At 63.5% G+C, this 14,143-nt stretch carries 11 protein-coding genes; 5 read left to right on the top strand and 6 right to left on the bottom strand.

From position 1 onward, the window contains the following. Window positions 1-196 precede the first annotated feature (196 nt). Entirely contained in the window at window positions 197-1,789 is a 1,593-nt protein-coding gene (gene pckA, locus IM737_RS14975; RefSeq protein ID WP_442874138.1) for a phosphoenolpyruvate carboxykinase (ATP), read from the top strand. A gap of 563 nt (window positions 1,790-2,352) precedes the next feature. Here the strand turns inward: pckA and IM737_RS14970 are convergent. Then, a complete protein-coding gene (locus tag IM737_RS14970; RefSeq protein ID WP_236895093.1) occupies window positions 2,353-3,258 on the bottom strand; it encodes a cell wall hydrolase in 906 nt (301 codons plus the stop codon). A 372-nt stretch (window positions 3,259-3,630) separates the two neighbouring features. Next, entirely contained in the window at window positions 3,631-4,317 is a 687-nt protein-coding gene (locus IM737_RS14965) for an HAD family hydrolase (protein WP_236895088.1), read from the bottom strand. Window positions 4,318-4,394: 77 nt separating this feature from the next. Between IM737_RS14965 and IM737_RS14960 the strand changes: the two genes are divergently transcribed. The 4 genes from IM737_RS14960 (at window position 4,395) to IM737_RS14945 (ending at window position 10,231) form a co-directional block, all read left to right on the top strand. Further along, window positions 4,395-5,801 (top strand): protein adenylyltransferase SelO, encoded by a 1,407-nt coding sequence (locus IM737_RS14960; RefSeq protein ID WP_236895085.1) that lies wholly within the window; start codon window positions 4,395-4,397, stop codon window positions 5,799-5,801. Between the two features lie 10 nt (window positions 5,802-5,811). After that, entirely contained in the window at window positions 5,812-6,366 is a 555-nt protein-coding gene (locus IM737_RS14955) for a gamma carbonic anhydrase family protein (protein ID WP_236895082.1), read from the top strand. A gap of 137 nt (window positions 6,367-6,503) precedes the next feature. Further along, complete coding sequence (locus IM737_RS14950) at window positions 6,504-9,146, top strand: bifunctional diguanylate cyclase/phosphodiesterase (protein ID WP_236899937.1); 2,643 nt, start codon at window positions 6,504-6,506, stop codon at window positions 9,144-9,146. Window positions 9,147-9,199: 53 nt separating this feature from the next. Next, the gene (locus IM737_RS14945; RefSeq protein WP_236895079.1) at window positions 9,200-10,231 is read left to right on the top strand and encodes a Gfo/Idh/MocA family protein; all 1,032 of its coding nucleotides are present in this window, start codon (window positions 9,200-9,202) and stop codon (window positions 10,229-10,231) included. 141 nt (window positions 10,232-10,372) lie between these two features. Here the strand turns inward: IM737_RS14945 and IM737_RS14940 are convergent, their stop codons facing one another. The 4 genes from IM737_RS14940 to IM737_RS14925 are packed head-to-tail and all read right to left on the bottom strand — an operon-like array spanning window position 10,373 to window position 13,961. Next, window positions 10,373-11,203, bottom strand: coding sequence for an ABC transporter ATP-binding protein (locus IM737_RS14940; RefSeq protein ID WP_236895075.1), 831 nt, complete (start codon window positions 11,201-11,203; stop codon window positions 10,373-10,375). Between the two features lie 2 nt (window positions 11,204-11,205). After that, window positions 11,206-12,048: an ABC transporter ATP-binding protein gene (locus IM737_RS14935; RefSeq protein WP_236895061.1), complete on the bottom strand. Its 843-nt coding sequence runs from the start codon at window positions 12,046-12,048 to the stop codon at window positions 11,206-11,208. Window positions 12,049-12,052: 4 nt separating this feature from the next. Then, window positions 12,053-12,952, bottom strand: coding sequence for an ABC transporter permease subunit (locus IM737_RS14930; RefSeq protein ID WP_236895058.1), 900 nt, complete (start codon window positions 12,950-12,952; stop codon window positions 12,053-12,055). A gap of 1 nt (window position 12,953) precedes the next feature. Further along, a complete protein-coding gene (locus tag IM737_RS14925; RefSeq protein WP_236895054.1) occupies window positions 12,954-13,961 on the bottom strand; it encodes an ABC transporter permease subunit in 1,008 nt (335 codons plus the stop codon). Window positions 13,962-14,143 lie beyond the last annotated feature (182 nt).

Genomic DNA, 14,143 nt, shown 5'->3' with positions numbered 1-14,143 from the left:
TGGGCATGCTTGCAAGCCATAATTACGCGGTAAATAAGGCGCGGCCAAGGGCAGTACAACCAGCAGGGCCAATTGGCTGCGACCTTAGGGCCTGATGCAACTTCCGTCTTACGACCGATTTCGGGATGGTTGTACGACGACTTCCTCCCGTATTTTCAGGCCCATACCGCGACGCCACACGGCGATGGAGCCCGATATGAGCCATTTCGATCACGAGACTCTCCGCAGCATGATCGCCGCCCGCGCCGGTTCGGTGTCCAGCAACGACATTGCGCCCGTCCTGGTTGCGCGCTCGCTGCAGGGCGAGGAATGCGAACTGACGGTTGATGGCGCGGTTTCGGTCCGCACCGGCGCCTTTACCGGCCGCTCGCCCAAGGACAAGTTCATCGTCCGCGACGGTCTGACCGAGAACAGCGTCTGGTGGGATAATAGCGGCGCGATGAGCCCCAGCCATTTCGACCTGCTGCTCGACGATGCGGTGGCCTCGATGGGCGGTCTATCGATGTTCCGGCAGGATCTGCTGGCTGGTGCCGATCCGCGCCACCAGTATGCCGTGACGGTCATGACGCCCAGCGCCTGGCACGCGCTGTTCATCCGCAATCTCTTGATCCGTCCCGGCGAAATGGTCGAGGCCGGCAGTGCGCCGACAGCGGTCACCATCGTCCATGCGCCGCATTTCAAAGCCGATCCGGCCCGCCACGGCAGCCGTACCGAGACCGTCATCGCGCTCGACATGAGCCGTAACATCGTCGTCATCGCCGGCACATCCTATGCTGGCGAGATCAAGAAATCGGTGTTCTCGCTGTTCAACTTTCACGCGCCGCGCCAGGGGGTGCTGCCGATGCATTGTTCGGCCAACCTCGGCAAGGATGGCGAAGCGGCCTTGTTCTTCGGCCTCTCGGGCACCGGCAAGACCACGCTCAGCAACGATCCCGATCGCCCGTTGATTGGCGATGACGAACACGGCTGGAGCGAGACTGGCGTCTTCAACCTCGAAGGCGGCTGCTACGCCAAGACCATCAATCTCAATCCGAAGGCGGAGCCCGAGATCTTCGCCGCCACCAAGCGGTTTGGCACGGTGCTGGAGAACGTCGTGCTCGACAGCGCGCGCGTCCCTGTGTTCAGCGATGTCTCGCTCACCGAAAACACCCGAGCCGCCTATCCGATCCATGTGTTACCTGCCGTGGCCAAGGGCAGTGTCGGCGGCACGCCCAAGACCGTGGTGTTCCTCACCGCCGACGCCTTTGGCGTTCTCCCGCCGATCGCCAGGCTGACGCCCGAACAGGCGGTCTACCACTTCCTCTCCGGCTATACCGCCAAGGTGGCCGGTACGGAGCGCGGCGTTACCGAGCCGCAGGCGACTTTCTCGGCCTGCTTCGGCGCGCCCTTCATGCCGCTGCACCCGACCGTCTATGGCGAGATGCTGGCGGAGAAACTGCGCAGCGCCGGGGCCTCGACCTGGCTGCTCAATACCGGCTGGACCGGCGGCGGCTATGGCGTCGGCAAGCGCATCGACATTGCCTCGACCCGGCGCCTGCTGACAGCTGCGCTCAATGGCGAGCTGGACCGGGCCGAGATGCGGACGGACGAGCTCTTTGGCTTCGAGGTTCCGATCGCGGTCGAAGGCATCTATGCCAGCCTGCTTACCCCGCGCAGCACCTGGGCCGATGCGGAAGCCTATGACCGGCAGGCCATGCATCTAGCCGGCCTGTTCCGCGCCAATTTCGAAAAATTTGGCGACGCAGCGAATGCGTCGCCGGGGCCGAGGCTGGCACAGGCGGCGGAGTAAGTCGTTTCCTCCCGAGACAGTAAGTGGCGCCCTGCGGGGCGCCACTTACTGCTGGGGCGGACCTCGCGTGCGGTGCGCGCTGCCCGACCCTCCCATCCTCCCCATCATGGGGGAGGAGGCGCCGCCTTCTGTTTGTGATCCGATCCTGTCTCATGAGTGGAGAGAAACCTCCCCCTCTGATCGGGAGGTAGGAAGTGGTGGGACAGCGCGCACCGGGCCCTTCAGCTTATCCCTCTTATCCCCACCCCCAATTCCTCCCGTACACTCCTCCCCATCACCCCACACGGCGGCCTGCAGGCGAACAGTGGTGGGGTGAGCCGGGTGGGGATTTTGCCTTCTCCCACAGGTTCGCGTTTCGGCCGTGAGAGGCTATGACCTCCCGCCGCCGGAAACGTTCCAAAAACCGGCACCCCGAGGCGGACTTCGTCTCACTAAACTAAAACTCAGGGGCGAAAGCCGTCTCGGGGTCCGCCCTCGCTGCCCTCTTGGGCATGCGACACAAACACAACCGCGCGGAATCATCCGGCGCGGCGGCTCAGCATGTCACGATGTCGGGGAGCGCCTCAGTTCGGCGAGTAGAAGATATGCGAGCCGATGTGGGAGACGGCGTTGTAGGTGTTGGCCCAGTTCGGACGCACATTGGTCGTGTGGTAGTAGAGGGCCGAGCCCGGGATGGCGCCGACATCTTCGCCCAGCGCAAATTCGGCATAAACATCCTGCGCCAGCGCAGCGGACCGCACCCAGGCGCGGCGTTCGCCTGGAACATCGCTGCGGCCGTCACAGGCAAAGGTGAACTGGCAGCGATGATAGCCCTTTTCTGCGTTCTGGTAGATCACGCCGCACAGGGTCGAGGGGAACTTGCCCGAACGAGCGCGGTTGACGATGACATTGGCCACGGCCAGCTGGCCCACTTCGCTTTCGCCACGGGCCTCGTGATAGATGGCCTGGGCCAGGCAATCACGCTCGGCATTGGCATGCTGCAGCCGCATTTCGACCGGCTGGTAGCCGTTCTCGATATAGGCGGCCAGTGCGTCCGGATTGAGTGCCGGCTCGGGCTTGGCAGCGGCAACCGGGCTAGTGAAGCTGGCAATGGCCGAGATGGCGCTGTTGCCGCCCAGCGAACCGCGGGCAATGTAGCCGAGCAGCACATCGGTATTGAGTTCACCCGGCTGCGTCTCATCCAGCACATTGACGGCGCGAAGCGCCTTCTGGCGGTCGACATAGTTGGCGAGCAATTGTGGGGTGAGCGGCTGCTGGCCAGCGGCGACGGGCATCTGGGTCGGCCCGATTGCCGGGCGGGCGCGCAGCGCCACGAGTTCGGCCGGAACCGGCAGCGGCGTTACGTCGGCAACGCGGATGGTCTGGGCATGGGCAGGGACAAGCGTAACGAACAGCACAAGCGCAACGGCGCACAGAGCGAGAGCATGCGATACCGCACGCACAGCAATAGCCTGCCAGGATTGCGTCAATGCCCCGTCCTTACCCCTGAGCCCGTCCGGTCTTTTCCGGCGGGCCTTCTGTGGTTCCGTCGTTGCGGACCCTTCAGTCACTTCCCGGCCGGCACACTAGCCAAGCTTTGTCTGGGTGGGAAGTCGAAATTTACGGCTGGTTAACCATAGCCGTTAGCTTCTTAAAGTACGGTTAATGGAGGGGAGAAGAGTTGAAAAGCCATATAATGGAAGCACTTGGGACGCAGTGAAGGCCAGCTTTCCGCAACCGGTAAAGCTTTAAACATTACCAGCGGCAAATCAGCGCTTTGTTGTGGAGATGTTGCGCGACGGAGACGGAAGCGAGCAATGCAGCCCAAAAAAACATGCTGGGGGCAGGCTAGAAGGCTGCGCCTAGTTCTTGTCGAACGCGGCCAGGCGCACGTGGTCGAGGCTTTCCATTATGGCGATGCCCAGGGCGCGGATCTCTTCGCTAGGATGCACGAGGTCGGGCACCATCACCGTTTGCATGCCGGCAGCATGGGCGGCGCGGACGCCGGAATGGCTGTCCTCCAAGGCCAGGCACTTGAGCGGATCGACGCCCAGCCGGCGCGCTGCCGTCAGATAGGGCTCGGGATGCGGCTTGGGATTGACCACATCGTCGCGGGTGACAATGGTCTCGAACATGTCGAGCAAACCTGCCGCCGACAGATGGTGATGCGCATGCGGATTGCGCGAGGAGGTCGCCACTGCCGTCGGAATCTTGCGCTGCAGCAGCTCGGACACCAGTTCGCGGGCACCGGGCTTGACCGGTACGCCGCCATGGCTGCGCTCGCGCATGATGACACGGCAGCGCTCGTCGAACAGGGTATAGGGAAAGGCGACGCCGTAGGATTCGATGAGCAGTCGATTGGTGTTTTCGTGGCTGCCGCCCACCATGGAGGCATGGATGAGATCGGTCATCTCGAAACCAAGCTCGGTACACACTTCGAACACGATGGTCTTGAAGACGCTTTCGGTATCGAGCAGCGTGCCGTCCATATCGAAGATCACGGCCTGGAATGGAGCTAGCCGCAGGATGTCGCTTTGGGGTTTCATCATCAGCCGATATAGGGCGATTTGTTCCACGGCGCTAGGCGTCGCAGCGAAAGGCTGGGTTGTGATAGCGTTGGGTTTCCATGTCTGATTTCAAAGCTTCACGGCAGCACGAGACGCTCGGCGACACCTTCTTCGATCGCGTCGCGCCGGCCGATTTCCCCCAGACCACCCTGCGCCATCGCGACCAGCGCTGGGCCACACGCATGGGACTGGCCGACCTCACCGACAAACAATGGCTCGCCCATTTCGGTCGCTTCGAGCCGCTCCCCGGTTCGCTGCCGCAGCCGCTGGCCCTGCGCTATCACGGCCACCAGTTCCGCAGCTACAATCCCGATCTGGGCGATGGCCGCGGCTTCCTGTTTGCACAGGGCGTCGACAATGATGGTCGCCTGCTCGATTTCGGCACCAAGGGATCGGGCAAGACGCCGTGGTCGCGTGGCGGCGATGGACGGCTGACGCTCAAGGGCGGCGTTCGCGAGGTGCTGGCCACCGAGATGCTGGAGGCGCTCGGCGTCTATACCTCTAAGAGCTTCTCACTAGTCGAGACCGGCGAAGCGCTCTATCGCGGCGACGAGCCCTCGCCCACCCGTTCGTCGGTGCTGACGCGGCTCAGCCACAGCCATATCCGCATCGGCACCTTCCAGCGGCTCGCCTATCTGGAAGATGTCGAGGGCCTCCGCACGCTGCTCGACTACGCCATTGCCAACTACTATCCCGAGCTGTCCGACGCCGCCGATCGTCCGGCGGCTTTCCTGGAAGCCGTGACAAGAAATGTCGCCCGGCTCGGCGCCCAGTGGATCGCCGCCGGTTTCGTGCATGGCGTGCTCAATACCGACAATATCAACATCACTGGCGAGAGCTTTGACTACGGACCCTGGCGCTTTGTCCCGATCTACGATCCCGATTTCACCGCCGCCTATTTCGACGAAACCGGCCTCTACAGCTTCGGCCGCCAGCCCGACACCTTGGCCTGGAACCTGACAAGGTTGGCCGAATGCCTGTTGCCGCTGTCCAGCATCGAAATGCTGGAGCCGGCGCTCAACACCGTCTGGCCCGAATTCCGCGCCGAACTGCCCCGGCAAATCCTGCGCCGCCTGGGCCTCGTGCCACGCGACACCGAGAGCGATGGCGCCTTCGTCACGGCGCTGTTCGGCTTCCTATCCGCCAGCAAGACGCCCTACGAGCAGTTCCTCTTCGATTGGCGCGGCGGCCATCTCAGCGCCGAGCGGGCGGCCCGCAGCCCCTCAGCCGCCCACTACGCGACGGACGCCTTCCGCCCAATCGCCGATGCACTGGAGGCCTACCAACCGGCCGCAGACGTCAACCTGACCCATCCATACTTCGCCCGCAGCACCCCTCGCACTATGCTGATCGACGAGATGGAGGCCATCTGGGCCCCGATCGCCGAAAGCGACGATTGGACCCTGTTCCAAAGTACACTGGCCGAAATCGCCCAGATGCGGCAAGCCTATGGTGTCACGCCCTGAGGAGGACAGCATGACCCTCTATGCCCTTGATGGCGTCGCGCCCGAAATAGACGCCGATGTCGCCTGGATCGCGCCGACAGCTGTGCTGGTCGGCAGGATCATCGTGCAAAGCGAGGTCGGCATCTGGTTCGGCGTGGTGGCGCGTGGCGACAACGAGCCGATCACCATCGGCGCCCGCACCAATGTGCAGGAAAACACCGTGCTGCACACCGATATGGGCTTTCCGCTCAGCATCGGGGAAGGATGCACCATCGGGCACAAGGCAATGCTGCATGGCTGCACGATTGGCAACAATACGCTTGTTGGCATGGGCGCCACCGTGCTCAACGGCGCCAGGATCGGCAATGACTGCCTGATCGGCGCCGGAGCCCTGATCACCGAGGGCAAGGTGATCCCCGATGGCTCGCTGGTGGTCGGCGCGCCGGGCAAGGTAATCCGCGAACTGGACGAAGCCGCCATTGCCGGCCTGCGCCGTTCCGCCGACGGCTATGTGCGCAATGCCCGTCGCTTTGCTGCCGGCCTCGTCGACGTCACCGCCCGCCCCGGCGATTTCGAACCGGCTTGATGGCTGGCATTAGCCCTTCGCTAACCAGACCGCCGCTTTGCGGCAGCGGCGTAAGCCAAAGCTAAACCCTTCCGCGCATTGTCGCCCCACGGCCCCCAGGGCCAAAGGGTGCCGCCGTGACGTCCGACAGCAAAGACATGCACGATCATCGCCTGAACTGGCTGAAACCAATCCTGGTTCCGGCCCTGGTGGCGCTTGCTGTGCTGGTCGCTGGCAGCATCTTCCTCGATCGCCAGAGCGCCATCCTCGACGAGGAACGGACGCGGGCGGGCGTGCTGGCCGAGGTTTCGCTGATCCGGGCCAAGCTCGAAGGCAATATCAACGGCAATATCCAGCTGGTGCGCGGCCTGGTTTCGGCCATTTCCACCGAGCCCGACATGGGCCAGGAGCGGTTCGCGGCACTGGTGTCGAACCTGTTCGAAGAACAGAGCCAGCTGCGTTCAGTCGCTGCAGCACCGGACCTGGTCATTGCCATGACCTATCCGCTCGAGGGCAACCAGCGCGCCATTGGCCTCGACTATCGCACCAACGACGCGCAACGCGCGGCTGTCTTGCGGGCTCGGGATACCGGCAAGCTGGTGCTGGCCGGGCCGGTCGATCTGGTGCAGGGCGGGCGCGGCTTCGTTGGCCGGTTCCCGGTATATACAGACAGCACCGATGGCTCCAAGCAGTTCTGGGGTGTTGTCTCCGCCGTCGTCGATGTGGGCAGGCTCTACGCCGATAGCGGGCTTATCGACCCGAACCTGGATATCGACATTTCAATCACGGGCAAGGACGCCACCGGCGGCAACGGCACGCGGTTTTTCGGCCGCGACCTCAGCGGCGACAACCCGGTCACGGCCGAGGTGATCCTGCCTTCGGGATCCTGGGAAATTGCCGCCGTGCCCAAGACGGGATGGGGTTCCGGCAATGCGTTGCCGCTGCGCATCGTCATGTTCCTGGCTGGCCTTTTGATCCTGGTGCCCATCGTCATCACCGGGCGCATGGTGGGCGAGCGACAGCTGCATTTCCGCAAGCTCAAGGCCCGCGAAGCGGATCTGGCGCGTGTCTCGCGCCGTCTGGGCCTGGCGCTGGCGACCTCACAGGTGGGCGTGTGGGAAATGGACGTCGTCACCCAGGAGCTGGTCTGGGACGATCGCATGAACGAGCTCTACGGCCTGCCGGCCGATGGCGGTGTGCGAACCTATACCCATTGGCGCGGCGCGCTGCACCCTGACGATTTCGCCCAGGCCGAGGCGGATTTCGCCGAAGGCATGCGTACTGGTCGGTATCAATCAACTTTTCGAACGCTTCACCCAGACGGCACGATCCTGCATATTCGAACCATCGGCGCGGTCTATGTCGACGCCGACAGCAACCCCAAGATACTGGGGGTAAATTGGGACGTCACGGCGGACATTGCCCGCAGCGAGGAACTGGAGCGCGCCAGGGCCCTGACCGAGGCACGCAACCACGAACTGGAAGCCGCCAAGGTTCGCATCGAGCACAATGCCCTGCATGACAGCCTGACCGGCCTGCCCAACCGACGCTATCTCGACGAGATGCTGAAGCGCCATGCCGCCACCGGCTATGGCGAAACGGGCACTATTGCCCTGCTCCATATCGACCTCGACCGCTTCAAGCAGATCAACGACACGCTGGGGCACGCGGCCGGCGACGCCATGCTGATTCATGCCAGCGCGGTACTGCGCGCCAATTGCCGCCATGACGATTTCGTCGCACGCGTTGGCGGAGATGAATTCGTGGTGCTGACCACGGCCAGCGATGGCGACATCTATCTGGGCACGCTGGCCGAGCGTATCGTCAAGCAAATGCACCTGCCGGTGACCTATGAGGGCCACCAGTGCCGCTTCGGCGTGAGCATCGGCATTGCCGCCGAGCGCGGCCCCGCCATCGACGTCAAGCGCCTGCTGATCAACGCCGATATCGCGCTCTACCGGGCCAAGGCACGCGGCCGCAATCGCTTCGAGTTCTTCTCTGAGGCGCTGCAGGCCGAGGTGGTCAACACCAAGCGCATTGCGGACGAAATCCTCAACGGGCTCGAGCGCAACGAGTTCGTGGCCTACTACCAACCCCAGTTCGATGCCCATACGCTCGACGTCGTCGGGGTCGAAGCGCTCGCCCGCTGGCGCCATCCGACAGAGGGCATCAAGGCGCCCGACAGCTTCATGCCCATCGCCGAAGAGCTCAACGTGGTGGCCACGATCGACCGGCTGATCCTCGATCAGTCACTGGCCGCGCTGGCGCGCTGGGATGCCAAGGGCCTCAACGTGCCGCGTGTGTCGGTCAACGTGTCACTCAAGCGCCTGCATGACGAAGACCTGATCAACAGGCTGCGCCAGCTCGATATCGCCCCCGGACGGATTTCGTTCGAGCTGGTGGAGTCCATCTATCTCGACGAGAGCGACGGCGTCGTTGCCTGGAACATCGACCAGCTCAAGGAGCTGGGAATCGATGTCGAGATCGACGATTTCGGCACTGGCTACGCATCCATCGTCTCCCTGCAGAAGCTGCGCCCGACCCGCCTCAAGATCGACCGGCAACTGGTCAACCCGATCCTGGTCGACATGGCGCAGCGCCAGCTGCTGACCTCGATCATCGATATCGGCAAGTCGATGGGCATCGAGGTGGTTGCCGAAGGCGTCGAGACCATGGAACACGCCGCCATCCTGCGCGACCTGGGTTGCGACATCCTGCAGGGCTACGCCTTCGCAAGGCCGCTGAGCGAAGCCGATCTCGAAGTGTTCCTCGGCCAGCAGGCCTGGCGCCAGGCGTCGTAGTCGCAAAACCCGCATCAGTGGTAAGAGGACCGCGCAATAGCGGGAGAATCACCATGACCACCAAACCTTTCGGGCTGGCCGTGATCGGCGCCGGCATGGGTGCCAAGCCGCATGCGCTGGCATTGCAATCACTCAAGGAGAGCATCGAGGTGGTCGGCGTCTATCGGCGCAACCGTAGCGAGCTCGACCAGTTCTGCGCCACCTACGGCTTTCCCACCGCCGAGAGCTACGAGGCCCTGCTCGCCGATCCGCGGGTCGAAGCGGTCCTTGTGCTCACCACGCCCAACGCCCGCGAGGCTATCGTCGCGGCAGCCGCAAAGGCAGGTAAGCACGTGCTGATGGAAAAGCCGGTCGAGCGCACCCTCGCCGCCGCCGAGCGCATCGTCGCCACGTGCGACACTGCAGGTGTCACGCTCGGCATCATCTTCCAGCACCGCTTCCGCCGTGCGTCGAAAATCCTGGCGCAGATGGTCGCCGAAGAACGCTTCGGCCCACTCGAAGCGGTGCACCTGGTCGTCCCCTGGTGGCGCCCGCAGGCGGGCTATTACGACCAGCCCGGCCGCGGCACCGTCGAGCAGGATGGTGGCGGTGTGCTCATCACCCAGGCCATCCACTCGCTCGACCTGATGCTGAGCCTGTGCGGCGAGGTCAGCGCCGTGACCGCCATGGCCAAGACCACGCGGCTGCACCAGATGGAGACCGAGGACTTCGTCAGCGCTGGTCTCGAATTCGCCAATGGCGCGGTGGGCGCGGTGATGGCGACCACTGCCAGCTTCCCTGGTGGCCCGGAAAGCCTGACGCTCAACTTCGCCAGGGCCAGCGCGACGCTGACCGCAGGCAACCTGACCATCCGCACCATGGACGGCCAGACCATCACCGAAGGCGAAGCCAGCCAGGGCGGCGGCGGCGCCGATCCGATGGCGTTTCCGTTCGACTGGCACGCAGCACAGATCGCCGATTTCGCAGATGCGGTGTGTGAGGGGCGCGCGCCGGTGTCGACCGGGTATACGGCTTTGCGGGTGCATCGGCTGATCGATGCGATGATGCGGTCGGCCAATGAGGGACGGCGGGTGGTGGTGGGCTAGCCATTGTGCCACGCCCTCGTGGTTCGAGGCGCTGAAGAAGCGCACCTCACCATGAGGGCTGTTGGTACATCGAGCTAACAGTAGCCCTCATGGTGAGGTGCGATCCCTTCGCGAGCCTCGAACCACGAGGGCGTGGCGGAATTACCCCGCCAACGCTGCCTTCTTCGCCAACCGCGCCTTGATGCTCGCCACATCCGACTTGGGCGTCGCGGCAAACAATGTCCGCGTATAGGCGTGTTGCGGATTGCCGAACACCTCCTCGCGCGTGCCGTGCTCAACCACGTCGCCGAAATACATCACCATCACCTCATCGGCGATGTAGCGCACCACCGAAAGGTCGTGGCTGATGAACACATAGGTCAGCCCGAACTCGTCCTGCAGATCCTTGAGCAGGTTGAGAATCTGCGCCTGCACCGAGAGATCCAGCGCCGAGACCGGTTCGTCGAGGACGAGGAAACTCGGATTGAGCATCAAGGCTCGCGCAATGGCGATGCGCTGGCGCTGGCCACCCGAGAACATGTGCGGGTAGCGATTGAAGTGCTCGGGGCCCAAGCCGACCTTGGTCAGCATGGCCATGGCCTTGTCGCGCCGCTCGGCGGCCGGCATGGATGTATTGAGCAGCAGCGGCTCGGCCAGCACGTCGCCGATCTTCTGGCGCGGATTGAGCGAGCCATAGGGGTTCTGGAACACGATCTGGACCTTCTGGCGCAGTTCGCGCGTCACGTGTGCGGCGCTGGCCGAGATGCCATCGATCAGGATTTCGCCCGAGGTCTGCGGGTCGATCAGCGTGATCATGCGCGCCAGGGTCGACTTGCCGCATCCGCTTTCGCCAACCACGGCAAGGGTCTTACCCTTCTCAAGCGTGAAGTTCACGCTCTTGACGGCATGCACCATCTTGGCGGGCCGCAGGAAACCGCCTGACGATACGTAGTCGCGCGTCAGGTTGCGCACTTCGAGGACGGGAGTGGCCATGGTCAAACTCCCGGCGCCGGTTCGAACACGAAGTCGGACACTGTCGGCAGGCGATCGCCCACCGCGTTTTCCGGCAGAGCCGATAGCAGCGCCCGCGTGTAGTTGGATTTGGGGCTTTCGAAGAGGGACAGCACGTCGGCCTCCTCCATCTTGTGCCCCTTGTACTGCACGATCACACGATCGGCGGTCTCGGCGACGACACCCATGTCATGGGTGATCATGATCAGACCCATGCCGTGTTCGGCCTGAAGACGAACCAGGAGATCGAGGATCTGCCGCTGGATGGTCACGTCGAGCGCGGTCGTCGGCTCGTCGGCAATCAGGAGCTTTGGATTGCACGAGATCGCCATGGCGATCATCACGCGCTGACATTGCCCGCCACTCATCTGATGCGGGAAGGCGCCGAGCCGTTCGGCGCCATCCTTGATCCCGACCAGATTGAGCAGTTCCACAGCCCGGTCGCGTGCCGCGCGGCCATGCAGACCCAGATGCTTGCCCAGCACTTCTTCGAGCTGGAAACCGACGGTGAAACAGGGATTGAGGCTGGCGACCGGCTCCTGGAAGATCATGGCAATGTCCTTGCCGATGATCTGCCGCTTCTCATGCGGGCTCATCTTGAGCAGGTCGATGCCCTCGAACTCCATCTTGTCGGCGGTCACGGTGGCCGTGGCGGGCAACAGCCCCATCACTGCCAGCATGGCCACGGACTTGCCCGAGCCACTTTCGCCGACAATGGCCAGCACTTCGCGGCTGTCGACGGACACGTCGATGCCATCGACGGCCTTGAACAGGCCGATGGAGGTGTCGAATGAAACGGTCAGGTTCTTGATATCAAGCAGGGGCATCGTCTCAGCTCCTCTTGAGCTTGGGATCGAGGGCGTCGCGCAGGCCGTCGCCGATGAGGTTGATGGCAAGCACCGTTATGAGAATGGCAAGACCGGGAAAGGTCACCACCCATGGCGCCTTGAGGATGAACTCGCGCGCCGTGGCCAGCATGGTGCCCCATTCGGGGGTCGGCGGCTGCGCGCCCATGCCCAGGAAACCGAGCGCCGCCGCATCGAGGATGGCATTGGAGAAGCTCAGCGTCGCCTGCACGATGATGGGGCCCAGGCAATTGGGCAGGATGGTGATGAGCATAAGCCGGATATGGCTGGCGCCGGAGAGCCTGGCTGCCGTCACATATTCCCGGTTCTTCTCGGCCATGACAGCAGCACGCACCAGCCGGGCGAAATGGGGCTGCAGCACGATGGCGATGGCAATCATGGCATTGAACAGGCCCGGCCCGAGGATCGCCACCAGCACCAAGGCCAGCAGCAGAGACGGAAAGGCCAGGATGATGTCCATGACGCGCATGATCACGACGTCGACCCAGCCACGGAAATAGCCCGCCAGCACGCCCAGGATGACGCCGACGAACAGGGCGCCAATCACCACGAAGAAGCCGATGAACAGGGAATAGCGCGCGCCATGAATGAGGCGGCTCAGCATGTCGCGGCCAACTGGATCGGTGCCCAGGAGGAAGCGCGGATCGCTGCCAGCGTCCCAGATGGGCGGCTTGAGCAAGGCGTCGCGATACTGGATGTCTGGCGAATAGGGCGCGATGAACGGCGCAAAGATCGCCGTCAGCACCAGCAGCGCGAAGACGGTGAGCCCGATCACCGCGCCGCGGTTGACCGAGAAATAGTACCAGAATTCGCGCAGGCCCGAGGCGGGCTTGGCTGCGGCAACGGGTTCTGTGGTGGGAGCCATATTATTGTACCCGAATGCGCGGATTGATGAAGGCGTAGAGCAGATCGACGGCCAGGTTCACCGCCATGACGATGAGGGCGATGATCAACAGGCCGGACTGCACCACCACGTAATCGCGCTTGAAGATGGAATCGATCATCCACTTGCCGATGCCCGGCCAGGTGAAGATGGTCTCGGTGAGAATGGCGCCGCCCAACAGCAGGCCGACCTGCAGGCCAATCGTGGTGATGACGGGGATCAGCGCATTGCGCAGGGCATGCACGTTGACCACGCGGCGGGGCGAAAGGCCCTTGGCACGGGCTGTGCGCACATAGTCCTCGCCCAGCACTTCGAGCATGGCCGAACGGGTTTGCCGGGCGATCACCGCGAGCGGGATGGTGCCCAGAACGATTGCCGGCAGGATGAGATGGCGCAAAGCGGAGACGAAGGCCGGCCAGTTGCCATAGAGCAGCGTGTCGATCAGCATGAAGCCGGTGATCGGCTTGAGGAAGAAGGACAGCGCGATGCGGCCCGAAACCGGGGTCCAGCCGAGATAGCCGGAAAAGAAGATGATCAGCAGCAGGCCCCACCAGAAGATCGGCATCGAATAGCCGGTCAGCGCCACGCCCATCGTGGCCTGGTCGAACCAGGAGCCGCGCTTGACCGCGGCGAAGATGCCGGCGGGAATGCCGATGAGCACGGCCAGGAACATCGCGGTGAGGCTGAGCTCGATCGTGGCGGGGAACAGCGTCAGAAATTCGGTGATGACAGGGCGCTTGGTGGCGAGCGAAATGCCGAAATCGCCCTGCAGCACGCTGCCCAGATAATTGAAATACTGCTGCCAGATAGGCAGGTTATAGCCAAACTGTTCCCGCAGGATTTCGTAGCGCTCGGGCGTCACGCCGTGCTGGCCGGCCATGGCGAGGATCGGGTCGCCCGGCAGCACGCGCACGAAGGCGAAGGCGCAGATGGAAATGCCGATGATCGTTGGCACGATAAGCGCAATTCTGCGCAGAACGTAGTTGAGCATGTGCGGGTCTTTACCCTTGGCGTTCCGGGCTGGAAACCGAGCCGGATCGCTGACGTTTCCTGAGGCGGCGGGGCTCGCTTGGGGTGCCGTTGACCGGCATCTCCTGGCCCTGCTCTTCTAAATGTCGGAGCCCCGTTCCGGTATTGCCGGACCGAGGCTCCTGTTTGCTGGCTATGCCGGCG

The sequence above is a fragment of the Devosia sp. SL43 genome (genome assembly GCF_021729885.1).
GTDB lineage: Bacteria > Pseudomonadota > Alphaproteobacteria > Rhizobiales > Devosiaceae > Devosia.
The sequence above is the reverse complement of the archived record's forward strand: the minus strand, read 5'-3'. Positions and strand labels throughout refer to the sequence as shown.